General features: G+C 73.0%; 14 protein-coding genes. 7 read left to right on the forward strand and 7 right to left on the reverse strand.

The window, feature by feature from the left end:
- Positions 1-31 precede the first annotated feature (31 nt).
- From O7618_RS10290 to O7618_RS10300, 3 genes are read right to left on the reverse strand one after another with little or no spacing between them, the layout of a single operon-like run.
- The gene (locus O7618_RS10290; RefSeq protein WP_278105804.1) at positions 32-1,591 is read right to left on the reverse strand and encodes a lysine 5,6-aminomutase subunit alpha; all 1,560 of its coding nucleotides are present in this window, start codon (positions 1,589-1,591) and stop codon (positions 32-34) included.
- Positions 1,588-3,159, reverse strand: coding sequence for an amidohydrolase family protein (locus tag O7618_RS10295; protein ID WP_278105805.1), 1,572 nt, complete (start codon positions 3,157-3,159; stop codon positions 1,588-1,590). Before O7618_RS10295 ends, O7618_RS10290 begins: the two co-directional genes overlap by 4 nt.
- A 4-nt stretch (positions 3,160-3,163) precedes the next feature.
- Entirely contained in the window at positions 3,164-4,213 is a 1,050-nt protein-coding gene (locus O7618_RS10300; protein WP_278109960.1) for a zinc-binding alcohol dehydrogenase, read from the reverse strand.
- A gap of 173 nt (positions 4,214-4,386) precedes the next feature.
- On the opposite strand from O7618_RS10300, the gene O7618_RS10305 reads away from it, so the two are divergent.
- Positions 4,387-5,775, forward strand: a complete 1,389-nt coding sequence (locus tag O7618_RS10305; RefSeq protein WP_278109961.1) for a lysine 2,3-aminomutase — start codon at positions 4,387-4,389, stop codon at positions 5,773-5,775.
- 117 nt (positions 5,776-5,892) lie between these two features.
- On the opposite strand, the gene O7618_RS10310 is transcribed toward O7618_RS10305, so the two are convergent.
- Positions 5,893-6,087: a CsbD family protein gene (locus tag O7618_RS10310; RefSeq protein ID WP_278105807.1), complete on the reverse strand. Its 195-nt coding sequence runs from the start codon at positions 6,085-6,087 to the stop codon at positions 5,893-5,895.
- Positions 6,088-6,294: 207 nt separating this feature from the next.
- Here O7618_RS10310 and O7618_RS10315 point away from each other — a divergent pair, with 207 nt between their 5' ends.
- Positions 6,295-6,906, forward strand: a complete 612-nt coding sequence (locus O7618_RS10315) for a histidine phosphatase family protein (RefSeq protein ID WP_278105808.1) — start codon at positions 6,295-6,297, stop codon at positions 6,904-6,906.
- Here O7618_RS10315 and O7618_RS10320 read toward each other — a convergent pair.
- The 3 genes from O7618_RS10320 to O7618_RS10330 are packed head-to-tail and all read right to left on the reverse strand — an operon-like array spanning position 6,836 to position 8,769.
- Positions 6,836-7,342 carry an Lrp/AsnC family transcriptional regulator gene (locus O7618_RS10320; protein ID WP_278105809.1) on the reverse strand — a complete coding sequence of 169 codons (507 nt, stop codon included), beginning with the start codon at positions 7,340-7,342 and terminating at the stop codon, positions 6,836-6,838. The two genes, O7618_RS10315 and O7618_RS10320, sit on opposite strands and share 71 nt — an antisense overlap.
- A 59-nt stretch (positions 7,343-7,401) precedes the next feature.
- Positions 7,402-7,617, reverse strand: a complete 216-nt coding sequence (locus O7618_RS10325) for a DUF433 domain-containing protein (RefSeq protein WP_278105810.1) — start codon at positions 7,615-7,617, stop codon at positions 7,402-7,404.
- A 9-nt stretch (positions 7,618-7,626) separates the two neighbouring features.
- Positions 7,627-8,769, reverse strand: coding sequence for an acyl-CoA dehydrogenase family protein (locus O7618_RS10330; protein WP_278105811.1), 1,143 nt, complete (start codon positions 8,767-8,769; stop codon positions 7,627-7,629).
- Between the two features lie 247 nt (positions 8,770-9,016).
- Here O7618_RS10330 and O7618_RS10335 point away from each other — a divergent pair, with 247 nt between their 5' ends.
- Genes O7618_RS10335 through O7618_RS10355 form a run of 5 tightly spaced genes read left to right on the forward strand, consistent with a single transcriptional unit; the run spans position 9,017 to position 16,214 of the window.
- Complete coding sequence (locus tag O7618_RS10335; RefSeq protein WP_278109962.1) at positions 9,017-9,493, forward strand: hypothetical protein; 477 nt, start codon at positions 9,017-9,019, stop codon at positions 9,491-9,493.
- On the forward strand, positions 9,493-10,944 hold the full coding sequence (locus O7618_RS10340; RefSeq protein ID WP_278105812.1) for a hypothetical protein: 1,452 nt from the start codon (positions 9,493-9,495) through the stop codon (positions 10,942-10,944). The genes O7618_RS10335 and O7618_RS10340 overlap by 1 nt, the downstream gene beginning before the upstream one ends.
- Entirely contained in the window at positions 10,941-12,269 is a 1,329-nt protein-coding gene (locus tag O7618_RS10345; RefSeq protein WP_278105813.1) for a VWA domain-containing protein, read from the forward strand. Before O7618_RS10340 ends, O7618_RS10345 begins: the two co-directional genes overlap by 4 nt.
- Positions 12,270-12,282: 13 nt before the next feature.
- Entirely contained in the window at positions 12,283-13,395 is a 1,113-nt protein-coding gene (locus O7618_RS10350; protein ID WP_278105814.1) for an AAA family ATPase, read from the forward strand.
- Positions 13,392-16,214, forward strand: coding sequence for a DUF5682 family protein (locus O7618_RS10355; protein WP_278105816.1), 2,823 nt, complete (start codon positions 13,392-13,394; stop codon positions 16,212-16,214). Before O7618_RS10350 ends, O7618_RS10355 begins: the two co-directional genes overlap by 4 nt.
- Positions 16,215-16,270 lie beyond the last annotated feature (56 nt).

Below are 16,270 nucleotides of genomic sequence, written 5' to 3' on the forward strand. Positions count from 1 at the left end.
TCACCGCCCTCGCTTCGCTCGGTGCGCTCGCTCATGCCGGCTGCTCCAGGATCTCGGTGGCCGGGTTGAAGTAGTCGTCGGCGTGCCGGGCCACCCCGTCGAGGCCCTTGCCCCGGTCCGCCGGCCGCTTCATGATCCCGAACGTGCCCTCGGCGATCGCCGTCAACAACGACTGCTCCCCGATGCGCTCCAGCAGCTCCACCGCCTCGCCGAGCACCCGGTGCGCCCGCTGCTGGACGAACCCGCCCGGCGCCGGCACGAAGTCCTCGTACAGGCCGCCCGCCGCGCCCAACACGTACCGGACGTTCTGCAACGCGATGTCCCGGTCCGACAACCACGGCGTCACCACCGCCTCGGTCATCATCCCCACCAACAGGATGCCCTGCCCGGTCATGGCCCCCACCAGGTTGAAGAACCCGTCGAGCAGGTTGCCCCGGAACACGTCACCGGTCATGTGCTTCGTCGGCGGCATCCACTTCAACGGCGCATCCGGGAACAACTCCCGCGCCAACAACGCGTGCGCCAACTCCAACCGCAACGACTCCGGCACATCCGGATTGATCTCGAACGCGTGACCCAACCCCAACAGCCGGTCCGCCAACCCCGCCTCGTGCGCGAAGAACTCGTTCAACAACTGCGACACCGTCACCGTGTGCGCCTCGTCCACCGCGTCCGCGGTGGTCAGATAGTTGTCCTCACCGGTGTTGATGATGATCCCGGCCCGCGCGTGCACCTGCCGGGAGAACCGCTGGTCCACGAACGTGCGGATCGGGTTGATGTCCCGGAACAGGATCCCGTACATCGAGTCGTTGAGCATCATGTCCAGCCGCTCCAGGCCGGCCAACGTCGCCATCTCCGGCATGCACAGCCCCGACGCGTAGTTCGTCAACCGCACGTACCGGCCCAACTCCTTCGACGAGGAGTCCAACGCTGCCCGCATCAACCGGAAGTTCTCCTGCGTGGCGTACGTGCCGGCGAACCCCTCCCGGGTCGCCCCCTCCGGCACGTAGTCCAGCAACGACTGCCCCGTCGACCGGATCACCGCGATCACGTCCGCGCCGGCGCGCGCCGCCGCCTGCGCCTGCGGAATGTCCTCGTAGATGTCGCCGGTCGCCACGATCAGATAGATCCACGGCCGCTGCTTCGGATCCCCGAACCGCCTCACCAGACGATCCCGCTCCGCGCGCCGCCTGTCGATCTGCCGAACCCCCGCCGCCACCGCCCGACGCGACGACCGCCGCGCCGCCGTCGCGGCCTTCGCCGTCGGCACCTCGAACCGCACCGACCCGGCCGCCGCCTTCTGCGCCAGCAACGTCACATCCGCGATGCCCTCGCGCGCCAACGCGTCGAACACCGGCAACGCCACCCCGTGCCCCAGCCCCACGTCGGCCACCACGGCGTCCACCAGCCGGTTCACCCACGGAATGCCGTCCGGGTCGGCGCCGGACGCCCCGGCCAACCGCAACACCGCCCGCTCCACCGACACCGTCGTGTGGCTGCGCGCCAGATCCACCACCGGCTGCCCCGCCCGACGCGCCAACTCCCGCGCCCGCGCCACCAGCGCCGGATCCAACCCAAGCTTGCCCGTCACGAAGAACCTTCCTGATAGATCACGTCACCCCGCAACACCGTCGCCCGGCACACCGGCAGCGGAGTCGGATCATCCGCACCCCGCAGCTCCGGATCCTCGGCCTGCAACACCGGCAGACCCCGCTCCACCCCCGCCGGGGAGTCCCACACCGCGAACGTCGCCGGCGCACCCAACGCCAGGACCCCCTCGTTGTCCAGGTGCACCGCCCGCCACCCGCCACGGGTGTGCGCCGCGAACGCCGCCCGCACACTCATCCGCTGCGACGGGTTGTGATGCGCCGCCGCCGCCCGCACCGACCCCCACGGGTCCAACGGCGTCACCGGCGAATCCGACCCGAACGCCAACGCCACACCCACCCCGTGCATCGCGCCCATCGGATTCGACTCCAACGACCGGGACAGGCCCAACCGCGACTCGTACATCCGCCCCGAACCGCCCCACAGGCGGTCGAACGCCGGCTGCACCGACGCCACGATCCCGTACTCCACGAACCCGGCGATCAACCGCTTGCTCATGATCTCCGCGTGCTCCACCCGGTGCCGCGCCGCCCGCAACCGCTCCGTGCCCAGCTTCCGCGCCGCCTCCGCGAACCCCGCCAGCACCGTCCCGATCGCCGCGTCCCCGATCGCGTGGAAACCGCCCTGCATCCCGTGCGCCGCACAGTCCAACAAATGATCACGAACCTGCTCCGCCGACACGTACCCGTGCCCACACGCCCCCGGCTCACCGTCCAGGTACGCCGCCGACACGTGCGCCGTCCGCGACCCCAACGCCCCGTCCGCGAACAGGTCACCACCCGCGCCCACCGCACCCAGGTCCCGGGCCCGCGCCGCACCCAGCAGCTCACCCCAGTACCCGTACACCTCCGGCACCCCGTCGCCGGACACCGCCAACAACCCGGTGAAGTCCTCCTCATCGGAAATGTCCGGACCACCGCACTCGTGCACCGCCGCGATGCCCAACGACGCCGCGTGCGCCAACGCCCGACGCTGCGCCGCCACCCGCTGCGCCCGCGTCACCGACGTGAACGCCGCCGCCCGCACCACGTGGTGCGCGTCCCGACGCAGCCACCCCGACCCGTCGAACCCGGCCGCGCCCGCCGCGTCCGGGCACGCCGCCAGCAACGCCGACGACACCAACGCCGAATGGATCGACGCCTGCGACAGGTAGACCCGCCGTCCCCCCGCCGCCCGGTCCAACGCCGCCGCGTCCGGCAACGCCGCATCCGCCCAGCACGACTCGTCCCACCCGTGCCCCAGCACCACCGCGTCGCCCGGCAACCCGCCCGCGAACGCCGACACCGCCGCCACCAGCTCACCGGCCGACCGCACCGCCGACAGGTCGAGCCCCGACAACGCCAACCCGGTGTCCGTCGCGTGCACGTGCGCGTCCACGAACGCCGGCGTCACCAGCGCGCCGCCCAACTCCACCACCCGGTCGGCCACCGGCGCGTCCGCGTCCGCGCCCAACCAGGCGATCCGCCCGTCCCGCACCAACAGTGCCGTCGCGCTCGGCTCGGCCGGACAGTGCAGCACTCCACCGCGATACAGCGTCGAGGGGTTCGTCATGGCCTCAGTCTGCCGTCAGCCGCGCCTCGAACAGACCACGCACCCCCGGCTCGGACCGCAACAACTCCAACGCCAGCTCCGCGTGCCCCGGCACGAACCCGTTCCCCACCAGCATCGTCACGTCCGCCGCCAGCCCCTCCGCGCCCAACGCAGCCGCCGCGAAACTGGTCGCCATCGAGAAGAAGATCACCGTACCGCCGTCCGCCGTGGCCAGCACCGCGCCGTGCTCACACCCCGGCACGTCCACGCACACCACCGTCACGTCCGCCGGCGCGCCCAACGCCGTGGTCACCGCCGTGGACAACCCCACCGGGTCCCGCGCGTCCGCCAACGCCACCGCGTCGGCCAACCCGGCCGCCACCAGCGCGTCACGCTCCGCCGCCACCGGCACCACCCCGACCGTACGAGCCGCGCCCGCCCGCCGCGCCGCGGCCAGCGACAGCGAGCCGCTCTTGCCGGCCCCGCCGATCACCGCCACCGACACCGGACGCCGATCACCCGCGCGGTCCCGCCGCGCCGCCTGCTCGGCCACCACCCGCGCGGTCAGCGCCGGCGCCCCGCACACGTCCAGCACCGCCAGCGACAACTCCGGGTGCAGATCCGCCGGCAGCACCGCGGCGATCGAGCGGGCGAACAGGATCGCGTACCCGTCGCACGGCACCTGCTCGCTGCGCCCGTCCCAGCGGGCCAGCCCGTCGGTGACGGTCAGCGGCGTCAGCGTCAGCGACACCAGCGTCGCCACCCGGTCCCCCGGGCGCAGCCCCAGCGGGGAGCGCCGGCCCGCCTCCTCGACCGTGCCGATCAGCATGCCGCCGGAGCCGGTCACCGGGTTCTGCATCTTCCCGCGTGTCGAGATGATCTCCAGCACCTCGGCGCGGACCTTCTCGCCGTCGCCGCCGTGCTTCTCCGCCAACTGCCGGAAACTCGCCGCGTCCAGGTTCAGCCGTTCCACCCGGATCCGCACCTCGTTCGCCGCGATCCGCGGGTCGGCGTCCAGCCGCCAGGCCGCCTGCGGCAGCACTCCCACCGGTTCCACGACTCGGTGCAGACCCACCGGTGACGTCACGCCGACCCCCTATGTCCAGCCGCCCGAACCCCCGGCCAGGGTCCGCGTCGCGGGAAAACTTACGGCAGACTAATTTTTTCACCGCAGATTTTCCAGTAGCCTTCGCAACGTTGATCAAGCAGTACCGCTGACGAGGAGGGGCCGTGACCCAGACCCAACCGGTGGAGACCATCCCGACGCCCCGCTCCACGCCGGTCGCCGTCCCCGCCGCCGGACAGCCCTACGAATACCGGCGCACCCCGCTGGTCGAGCCCGACTGGACCCGCTTCCCCGGCTGGCGTCACGTCACCCGGGAGCAGTGGGAGAGCGCCCAGTGGCAGCGGGTCAACTGCGTCAAGAACATCAAGCAGCTCCGCACCGTGCTCGGCGACCTCGTCGACGAAACCTTCTACGCCGACCTGGAGGCCGACCAGAAAGCCCTGGCCACCATGTCCATGCTGGTGCCGCCCCAGATGATCAACACGATGGTGCCGTTCGCGCCGATGACCACCGAGGCGCTGCTCGCCGACCCGGTCCGCCGCTACATGATCCCCGTCGCCTCCGACCGGCGCACCGACTGGCCGTCACACCCCTACGCCAGCCGCGACAGCCTCCACGAGCACGACATGTGGGTCGCCGAAGGGCTCACCCACCGCTACCCCACCAAGGTCCTCGCCGAACTGCTCTCCACCTGCCCGCAGTACTGCGGGCACTGCACCCGCATGGACCTGGTCGGCAACTCCACCCCCGCCGTCGACAAGCTCAAGCTCACCCTCAAGCCGGTCGACCGCTACGACGCCCACATCACCTACCTCAAGGCCCACCCGGGCGTCCGCGACGTGGTCGTCTCCGGCGGCGACGTCGCCAACGTGCCCTGGCGCAACCTCGAGTCCTACCTCATGCGCCTGCTCGAGATCGAGACCATCCGCGACATCCGGCTCGCCACCAAGGCCCTCATGGGCCTGCCCCAGCACTGGCTGCAGCCCGACGTCGTCGAGGGCCTGGAACGCGTCGCCCGCACCGCCGCCCGCCGCGGCGTCAACCTGGCCATCCACACCCACGTCAACCACGCCCAGTCGCTGACCCCGCTGGTCGCCAGGGCCGCCCAGACCGCCCTCGACGTCGGCGTCCGCGACGTCCGCAACCAGGGCGTGCTCATGCGGGGCGTCAACGCCACCAGCGCCGACCTGCTCGACCTCTGCTTCGCACTCCAGGGCGAGACCGGCATCCTGCCGTACTACTTCTACATGTGCGACATGATCCCCAACGCCGAGCACTGGCGCGTCCCGGTCTGGCACGCCCAACAGCTCCAGCACGACATCATGGGCTACCTGCCCGGCTACGCCACCCCGCGCATCGTCTGCGACGTCCCGTTCGTCGGCAAGCGCTGGGTGCACATGCTCACCGACTACGACCGTGAGCGCGGCATCTCCTACTGGACCAAGAACTACCGCACCTCGATCGAGTCGGCCGACCTGGAGGCGCTGAACAAGCGCTACGCCTACTACGACCCGATCGACACCCTGCCCGAGGCCGGTCAGTCCTGGTGGCGCGCCCACCGCGACGACTGACAGCCGCGCCACCCGTCGCCCCCGCCGCCGACCCGGCCGCGGGGGCGACCGCGTTCCCACCCTCCTGACGCACGCCGGCGGGCCACCGGGGTTTCCGGTGGCCCGCCGATCGTGCGATCACTTCTCGAACGCGTCCTTGACGTCGCGGCCGGCCTGCTTCATGTTCTCCCCGGCCTGCTTGGCCCGCGCGGTGCTCTGCTCGCTGGCGCCCTCGGCCCGCAACCGCTCGTTGTCGGTCACGTCGCCGATGCGCTCCTTGGCCATGCCGCTCATCTCCTGGGCCTTGTTCTTCGCCTTGTCGGTGAAGCTCATGTCGCCCTCCTCGTCCGGCTGAGCGTTGCTCTCGCCGCGTCCCCGGTGTGTCTGCGGTGAAACGTCATGTGGTCGGGCACAACCGCTAAAGCGTCCTAGGACGATAGGTCGACGGCGTGTTCTCGCCGGAAGCGGCCGGCACGCCCTGAGGTGCCGTCACGGTGAGTGACACCGGCAGCCTCGTCGGCGGCATGGTTGACTGGGCTGGTGAACGAGATTCTGCTGGTCCGGCACGGCGAGACCACCTGGAGCGCCAGCCATCGGCACACCTCGTACACCGATCTGGAGCTGACCGCCGACGGCGAGCGACAGGCCCGGGCGCTCGTTCCCCTGCTGGCCGGCAGGCGTTTCGTGCGGGTGCTGTCCAGCCCCCGGCAGCGCGCCACCCGCACCGCGCACCTGGCCGGGCTCACCGTGGACGCCACCGATCCCGACCTGGCCGAGTGGAACTACGGCGACTACGAGGGACGCACCACCGCCGCCATCACCGAGGAACGCCCGGGCTGGACGATCTGGACCGACGGTGGCCCCGGTGGCGAGTCACCGGAGCAGGTGGCCGCCCGCCTCGACCGGGTCCTCGACCGGGTCGCCCCGCTGCTGGAGCGCGGCAGCGTCGCGCTGGTCGGGCACGGGCACAGCCTGCGGGTGCTCGGGGCGCGCTGGATCGGGCTGCCGCCGTCGGCCGGCGGGTCGCTGCGGCTCGACACCGCGACCCTCAGCGTGCTCGGGCACGAGCACGGTCGGCGGGTCATCCAGCGGTGGAACCTGCCGGCTCCGACGCCGAGCGGGAACGCGCCCGACCGGGCAGCTCGGCACTGATCTTCGGCGGCCGGTTCTCATAGGGCGTGGAGAGCACCACAGTGGTGCGGGTGGTGACGTTCGCGGACGTGCGGATCTCCTGCAGCAGCCGCTCCAGGTCGGCCGGGCCGGCGACCCGCACCAGCAGGAGGTAGAAGTCCTCCCCCGCCACCGAGTAGCAGGAGTCGATCTCGGGCAGGTGGGCCAGCCGCTCCGGGGCGTCGTCGGGCTGCGACGGGTCGAACGGCCGGATCGCCACGAACGCGGTCAGCGGCAGTTCCAGCGCCTCGAACGAGACGCGCGCCGAATAGCCCTTGATCACACCGCGCTGCTCCAGCCGACGGACCCGCTGGTGCACGGCGGACACCGACAGGCCCACCCGTTCGGCGAGGTCCGTGTACGACAGCCGGCCGTCGCCGGTCAGCGCGGCGACGATGGCGCGGTCGATGTCCTCCACGCGGTGCAACCTACCGGAGATAGCGCTCCCAGGGCGTACCCGCCCCGCCGTGGTGACGCTCAGCGGGCCGTGCGGTCGCGGACCGCGTCCGCGGCGTAGTTCAGCACCTCCGCCAGGTCGTCCTCGTCGAGGAACGGCAGGTCGGTGAGGATGTCCGTGACGGACATGCCGTCGGCCATCATGGCCAGCAGCGTGGCCACGGGGATGCGCGACTGCCGCACGCAGGGCGCACCGCCCATGACGTCGGGGTCGACGGTGATCCGGGGGAAGGTCACCGCGACAGGTTAGCCCTTGGCCAGCGCGCGGGAGATGACCAGTCGCTGGATCTGGTTGGTGCCCTCGACGATCTGCAGCACCTTCGCCTCGCGCATGTAGCGCTCGAGCGGGTGGTCGGCGACGTAACCGGCGCCGCCGAGCACCTGCACCGCGTCGGTGGTCACCCGCATCGCCAGGTCGGTGGCGAACAGCTTCGCCTTCGCCGCCTCGATCGAGTACGGTCGGCCGGCGTCGCGCAACCGGGCGGCGGCGAGCAGGAGCGCCCGGGCCGCGGAGATCCCGGTGGCGTGGTCGGCCAGGTTGAACCCGAGGCCCTGGAAGTCGATGATCGCGCGGCCGAACTGCCGGCGCTCCCGGGCGTAGCCGACCGCGTAGTCCAGCGCCGCCTGCGCCAGCCCCACCGCGCATGTCGCGATGCCGAGGCGTCCGGAGTCCAGCGCGGACATGGCGATGGTGAAGCCGGCGCCCTCACCGCCGATCAGCCGCTCGGCCGGCACCCGGGCGTCGTCGAAGGCGATCTGCGCCACCGGCGAGGCGTGCAGGCCCATGGTGCGCTCGGCGGCCTGCGGGTGGATGCCGGCCGTGTCCCGGTCGGCCAGCAGGCAGGAGATGCCCTTCGGGCCGGGCCCGCCGGTGCGGCAGAAGATGTTGTAGAAGTCGGCGACCCGGGCGTGGGTGATCCACGCCTTGGTGCCGGTGACCACGTAGTCGTCGCCGTCGCGGACCGCCCGGGTGGTCAGCGAGGCCGCGTCCGAGCCGCCCTGCGGCTCGGAGAGGCAGTATGCCCCGAGCAGTTCCCCGCCGATCATGTCGGGCAGCAGCTTGCGCTGCTCGTCGGTGCCGAACTGGGCCAGGGGGTAGCAGGAGAGCGTGTGCACGCTGACCGCCTCGGCCACGGCCAGCCAGCGGCTGGCGAGGATCTCCAGCACCTGGAGGTAGACCTCGTACGGCTGGGCGGCGCCGCCGTGCTCCTCGGCGTACGGCAGGCCGAGCAGGCCGGCCCGGCCCAGGGTGCGCAGCACCTCGCGGGGGAACTCGGCGCGCTCCTCGAAGCCGGCGGCCTTCGGGGCCAGCTCCCGGTCGGCGAGCTCGGTGGCGAGGCCCAGCAGGTCGTGGGCCTCGTCGGTGGGGAGGATCCGGTCGACGTCCATAGCGCGATGAGCTCCGTGGGGTGGGTGAGCCGGTGCGGCGTCCGGGTGCGGACCCCTGAAGCTTAACGGTCGTTTGGTTGCCGGTGGGAGCCCGCGCTCCTGTCGTACCCGTGGTCCATGATCCTTGTCGTCACAGCGGCACGGATCACGGGCCGGCGACGGCGTTCCGGCGTGCCCGGAGGCGGCCGCCGGCGGGGAGGTCGAAACGATGACGGAGCCCACCGACGCCTCCCGGCGACGGCGGAGTGTGCTGCGGGTCGCGCCCGCCGCGCGGGCCCGCAAGCTGGCCAAGGTGCCCTTCGTGGAGCTGGCCGACGGGCGGCTGCAGGGGGTGGTGTCCAGCGGGTCCGACGTGGAGCGGGTCTACGTCTCCTCGGTCACCGCCGGCAGCCACGCGGTCAACTGCAGCACCAACAACAACCGGCCCTGCGGCGGCCTGCGGGGCACCGCGCTCTGCACGCACCTCTACCAACTGGCTCACGAGGCGCTGCGGCAGTACGGCGTGGAGCAGGTCGCCCGCTACCTGCAGGTGGACGTCGGTGACGGCGAGGGCATCAGCGTCGGCAGCCAGCTGCTGGACCGCACCGACGCGCGGCACGAGCCCGGCCCGGCGGCAGTGGTGTTCAGCCGCTTCCTGCGCCACCTGGCCTACCTGGAGGTCCCGCCGAGCGCCGCGCCGGTGCCCGAGCTGCACTGGTTCCCGGCCACGGCGGGGGTGCGCTGATGCTCGCCGCGCAGCTCGCCCAGCTCCACGACGACGCGCCGGCCGGGCTGGCCGAGGCGCTCGCCGTCGTCGACGGCGTCGACGACACGCTCACCCACGGCCTGGCCCGCGTCGGCGAACCGGACGCCGCCGCCTGGGCGGCGCTGGCCGACGCGGTCGGCGGCACCCCGCTGGCCGACCGCGCCGGCGAGGCGGTGCGCGCCGCGACCATCGGCGCGCTCACCGAGGAGCACCTGGCAGTGCTCGCCGGCGCCCGGGCCGCGCTGCTCGGGTCCGTCCACGACGCGCTGCTGGAGCGAATCGACACGGCGCTGCACCGGTCCCGCTCCCCGTGGACCACCGCGAGCACCGGGACCGACGCGCCGTCGGGTGTCACGCCGGCGCCGCACCCGACGACGGGCTCGTCGAGCGGGGCCGCGCCCGCCCGGGCCGGGGCCCGGGCCTGGCTGCACGAGCTGGCGCTCGCCGGCTGGCGCGGCGCCGACCACGAGCTGCTCTCCGGTGCCGCCGCGCCGGTGGAGGCCGCGCTCGCCGAACCGGCGCTGCGCCGCCTCGCGGTACTGCTCGACGGCCTCGCCGCCGAGCTGCGCGCCGGCCTGCCGGTGACCGACCCGGCGCGTCTGCCCGCCCGCCGGTGGGCCGACCTGTGGACCCGGGCCGTGCTGCTCGCCGCCGGCGCCTCCGCCGCCGAGGCCACGCCGCCCGAGCCGGTGTCCGGCCGGCTGCTGCCGCTCGGCGTCGACGTGCACGACCACGACACCGCGTTCCAGGCTCAGCTGCACGCGGTGCTCGAACCGGCCGGTGGCGGCGCGCCCCGGCTGGTCCGGGTCACCGTCGGCGCGGCGAAGGTGGCCACCATCGTCGGCCCGGCCGGCTGGCGGCTGCTGGAGGCATACCCGGTGCTGCTCAAGGCGCTCGCCGAGCGGCGGGGCTTGACCGTCACCGACGTTCCGGCGCACGGCGGCGACCTGCACTGGGTCGACGCCCGCGCGGAGCTGGCCGAGCCGGCCGACCCGTTCGCCACCGCCCGGGTGCTGCTCGCCGGCGCGACCGCCGCCGCCACCCCACCGCTGCAGCGGCACCCCGCCGCGATCGCCGAGCCGGTCCTGGTCGAAGGCCGGGTGGTCCGCGACGACGGCGGCGGCCTGACCGTCGACCTCGACGGCGCGGTGATCCCGCTGGCCGTCGACCGGCTGCCCGCGGCCGGTCCGCTCACCCCGGCGCTGCTCGCCGCCGCCACCGCCTGCCTCGGCCTGCTCCGCTGGGACGACGGCCGCTGGCAGCTGCAACCACTGGCGGTGCGGGCCACCGTCAAGCGGCAGGCCGTCGAGGCGCACAACGGCGACTGGGCCGGCGGCGTCACCGACCCGAAGGTCGCCAAGGCCGAGGCCAGGTCGGGCGACGCCGTGGCCGTGCTGCGCGAGCGCGCCGGACGGTTGCTGCGCCGATGACCGACGACGACCGCGCCCACGCCAACCGCCGCCAGGTGCTCTACTGGCGCCTGCTCGCCCGCCTGTTCAGCCCCGACGAGCAGCCCGCACTCGAGTCCGCGAGCGTCGCCGTGGTCGACGACCTCGGCCTGCCCGCCGCGCTGCTCGACCCGGCCGTCTCCGTCGACACCGTCGTCCAGCGCTTCCCGGCGCTCGCCGACGAACTGCGCGACCTGCTCGTCGCCGCCCCGGAGACCCCGGCCGGCGCCGGTCCGTTCCGCCCGGCCGACGCCGAGGTACGCCGCGCCGCGCTGGCGTCCAAACTCCTGCTCAACGTGTTCGCCACCGGCGCCGGCGAGGTCAGCGCCGGGCAACTCGCCCGCTGGCAGTCCGACGCCGGCTGGTTCGAGCAGGCGTGCGGCGTCCCCCCCGGTGAGCTGCGCCGCGACGGCGCCGGCCTGGGCGCCACCCTCGCCGGGCTGGAGGGCGATCTGGTGCGCCGGATGCGGCTGCGGGAGGTGCTCGCCGACCCGACACTGGCCGCCCGGCTCACCCCGAGCATGTCCCTGATCGAGCAGCTCCTGCGCGACAAGGCGAACCTGTCCGGGGTGGCGCTGGCCAACGCCAAATCGCTGATCCGTCGCTACGTCGACCAGGTCGCCGAGGTGCTGCGCACCCAGGTGGCCCAGGCCACCGTCGGCACGGTCGACCGGTCGGTGCCGCCCAAGCGGGTCTTCCGCAACCTCGACCTGGACCGCACGATCTGGCAGAACCTGACCAACTGGAGCCCGGACGACGAGCGCCTCTACGTCGACCGGCTCTACTACCGGCAGACCGCGCGGCGCACCACCCCGGCCCGCCTGATCGTGGTGGTCGACCAGTCCGGCTCGATGGTCGACTCGATGGTCAACTGCACCATCCTCGCCTCGATCTTCGCCGGGCTGCCCAAGGTCGACGTGCACCTGATCGCGTACGACACCCGGGCGCTGGACCTCACGCCCTGGGTGCACGACCCGTTCGAGGTGCTGCTGCGCACCAACCTCGGCGGCGGCAACGACGGCCCGGTCGCGATGGCGCTGGCCCGTCCCAAGATCGTCGAACCGCGCAACACCGTGCTGGTCTGGATCTCCGACTTCTACGAGTTCCACCGCTCGCAGCCGCTGTTCGACGGCATCGAGGCCGTGCACCGCTCCGGGGTGAGGTTCATCCCCGTCGGCTCGGTCAACAGCTCCGGGCACCAGAGCGTCAACCCGTGGTTCCGGCAGCGCTTCAAGGACCTGGGCACGCCCGTCATCTCCGGCCACATCCGCAAGCTCGTCGTCGAGCTGAAGAACTTCCTCACCTAGGAGAGCACCCCTGATGTCCGACATGCTCCGCGCCCCCGCCGAGGTCAAGTACGCCGACGAGCTGGCCTACCTGGAATCCGTCGACACCGGGCCGAAGCCGTTCTCCTGGCGGCTGAGCCCGCGCATGGTCCGGTTGTTCGTGCTCGGCTCCGAACGCGCCGACGGCCTCGACCGGGAGATCCCGCAGAAGTGGTTCGGCGACCGCAGCTTCGTCGAACGCAGCATCGTCACCCTCGCCTCCGACCGGGGCCTGCTGCTCATCGGCGACCCCGGCACCGGCAAGAGCTGGCTCGCCGAGCTGCTCTCCGCCGCGATCTGCCGCAACTCCACCCTCGTCGTGCAGGGCACCGCCGGCACCACCGAGGACCACATCAAATACTCCTGGAACGTCTCCATGGTCATCGCCCGCGGCCAGTCCCGCGAGTCGATGATCCCCTCGCCGATCATGACCGCCATGGAGCAGGGCGTCATCGGCCGCTTCGAGGAGCTGACCCGCTCCACCAGCGACGTGCAGGACGCGCTCATCTCGATCCTGTCCGAGAAGTACGTCTCCATCCCGGAGCTGGCCCACGACAACATCGTCTTCGCCCAGCCCGGCTTCTCGATCATCGCCACCGCCAACAGCCGCGACCGCGGCGTCAACGACCTGTCCTCCGCGCTCAAGCGCCGGTTCAACTTCGTCCGCATCCCGGTCGTGACCAACAAGCGCAGCGAGGCCGAGATCGTCCGCTTCCGCACCGAGGAGCTGCTGCGCCGGCACCGCATCGAGCTGGAGGTGCCCCCCACCCTGCTCGACATCCTGCTGCAGAGCTTCGCCGACCTGCGTGCCGCCGCGTCCGCCGCCACCAGCGACGACGAGAAGCTGGAGTCGGCGCTGTCCACCGCCGAGCAGATCGGCGTGCTGGAGGACGCCGTGCTGCACAGCCAGTTCTTCGGCGACCGCACCCTGCGCGCGGCGACCCTCGCCGGTTCCCTGGTCGGGTCGCTGGCCCGCCGCAGCCCCGAGGACCTGGCCATCCTCAACAAATACCTGCACGGCGTCGTCGAGCCCCGCGCCAAGGCCGACGGCGGCGACTGGGACGGCTTCCTCGACGGCGGCCGCCAGGCGATCGCGTCCCTGGCATGACCGCGCCCGCCCCGACCAACCTGTTCGGCGCGCTGCGCGAGCGGCTCACCGACGCCGCCGCCGCGTTCGCCGGCTCGCCCGACGCGCTCGCCGGGATCCTCGCCGGCATGGTCGACGACGTCGACCGGGCGCTCGGCGAACGGCTGGAGATCTTCCCGGTCTGCCACCACTCCCCCGCGTCCGCGCTGGCCATGGTCCGACGGCTACGTGCCCGCCCACCCAAGGTCATCTATCTGGAACTCTGCGAGGACCTGCGTCCCCTCCTCGACGAGCTGCGCAACTGCCGCCTGCCGGTGGCCGTGCAGGCGTTCGCCACCGAACTCGACGGCTTCCCCGCCGAGTGGAGCCCGCTGAGCGTCATCGCGCCCGTCACCGAGGCCTCCGCGGAATACCAGGCCATCGCGTACGCGCTGGACACCCCCGGCGTCGAGTTGGTGCTGGTGGACCGCTCCACCGACCACGTCTACCAGTGGACCCCGCGCGACGGCGTGCCGGTCGGCAGCGACCCGGCCCCGAGCGCCGACGAGGAGGCCGCGCTGCACGGCGACGCGGTCGGCGTGGAGATCGGCGACCTGCGTCCCCGCTTCGCCGAGCTGGAGTCCTACCTGCTGCACCACGGCAAGGTGCGGCACTGGTCGGAGTGGTGGGACCAGTACGTCGAACGCCCCCTCGCCGACGCCGACCACGACACCTACCGCCAGGTCATGGTGCTCATCGGCAGCCTGTTCCGCCGGCTGCGTCCGGCCCGGTCCGCCCGCGACGACCGGGACGAGGACCGGGAACGCCACATGTGGACCCGGATGCGCCAGCACCTCGCCGCCACCGGCGTCGACCCGGCCGACTGCCTCCACGTCTGCGGCGCCTTTCACGCCGCCAGCGGAGTCGAACAGTTCGGCCTCGACTCCACCGCGCCGGACTTCCCGATCAGCCCCCGGACCGGCACCCGCTGGCGCTACGGCCTCATCCCGTCCAGCCACTCCGCCATCGAGGCGCAGTTCGGGCTCGCCCCCGGCACCGTCTCCATCGCCGCGGCCAACTGGACGGCGGCGATCGGCCGGGCCCGGGTCACGCCGTTCCGGCTGGCCGGGCAGCAGACCGGGAAGAAGGGGCAGCGCCGCCGCGCCGGCGCCGCGACCACTCCGCCCGACGCGACCACCGACCGGCTCACCGGCTTCCTCGCCGCGCCACCCGCGCTCGACACGCTCGACGAGGCGGAGCTGCGCGGCTGGTGCGTCGACATCGTCCGGCTCGCCCGCCGCAACGGATACCTGGCCAGCACCGCCGACGCGATCGCCGTGTTCGAGACCTCGATCCTGCTGGCCAACCTGCGCAACCGGGCCCGGCCCACGCCGTACGACTTCGCCGACGCCGCGGTCACCTGCATCGAGAAGGACGTGGTGCCCGGCCGGCGCGACGTCCGCCGCCTCTGCGAGATCCTGCTCGGGGGCGACCGGATCGGCCAGGTCGGCTACGACTCGCTGCCGCCGCTGGCCCGCGACGTCCTCGACCGGCTCCGCCCGCTCGGCCTCGACCTCGAACGGCGCACCGTGCAACGCGCGCTGCTCGACCTGCGTGGCGACCCGGCGCTGGCAGCCTGCTCCGACCTGCTCTGGATGCTGCGGCACCTGCTGCCCGCCGACGCGGTGCGTCCGATCATGGGCGAGCGCCGCCTCGGCCACCGCTCCACCCAGGAGAGCTGGGATCTCGCCCTCGGCCGCAACCAGCGCGCCCTCATCGAGCTGGGCTACGAGGGCGTCACCGTCGAGCAGGTGCTGGAGCAGCGGCTGCGACGCGTGGTGCGCGGCCCGGACGCGACCGCCGCCGGCGCGCTCGCCGCCGTCGAGGACGCCATCCGCCTGCTCGACAGCCCCCGCCTGGTCGACGAACTCGGGGCCTGGGCGGTGGAGCTGCTCGCCGCCGAACGCACCGTCGACGACGCGCCCGAGGTACTGCGCCGCATCCGCCGGCTGCTCGCGCACCACCGCCCCACCGCACCGACGCTGCCCGCCTGGTGCCGGGCGTTCGTCACCACCGGCTACGCCCACTACTGCACGCTGCTGCCCAGCGCGTTCGTCGACGAGGCGACCGGCGTCCGCCAGGTCGGCGCGATGCTCGGCTTCCTGTTCAGCATGGAGAGCCTCGCGCTGTCGCTGGGCTGCGACCGGTCGCAACTCGAACTGGCCGTCGCCCAGGCCCATCCCGAGGCGCCGGCCAAGCTGGCGCTGCTCTGGGCGGCCCACCACCACCTCGGCCTGCTGCCGCTGGCGCGGCTGCGGGAGCGCTGCGCCGACCTGCTGGCCAACCCGCTCGTGGTGCCGGCGTTCCCGCACTATCTCTCCGGGTTCGTGCACGCCCTCGACCCGGTGCCGGGGCTGACCCCGTTCGTGGTCGAGACCATGTCCGCGGCGTTCGCCGGGCTGCCCGACCCGGCGCTGCTGCCCTGGCTGCCCACGCTGATCACCACGCTGCGCGAACACGGCCCGGAGCTGGTGCCGCTGCTGGTCCGCGAGGCCGAACGCACCTTCCCTGCCGCGTTGCCCGCGCTGGACGGCTGGACGCCCCCGTGGGCCGCCGGGCCCACCGAGTCGACGCCGGCACCGGATCCGGGCGCGCCGGGCGGCCCGCTGGCCGGCATGCTGCTGGCACACCCGGAGACGGTGGACGCGCTCGCGGCGTTGCTCGGCTGCGACGCGCCGTGGCGCTCCCCCGCCGCGCCGGTTCCGCCGGTGAGCGACGGGGGCTCACGGCTTCTCGCCGGGTATCCGGGCACCGCCCACGCCGTGGCGGACCTGCTGTCGCCGGGTCTCAGCGCGGGGTGACCAGGGGCTGGCTGTCGTCCACGAAATAGGAGGAGAGCATCCGGGTCTCGTCGTCG

The organism is Micromonospora sp. WMMD980 (genome assembly GCF_029626035.1).
GTDB lineage: Bacteria > Actinomycetota > Actinomycetes > Mycobacteriales > Micromonosporaceae > Micromonospora.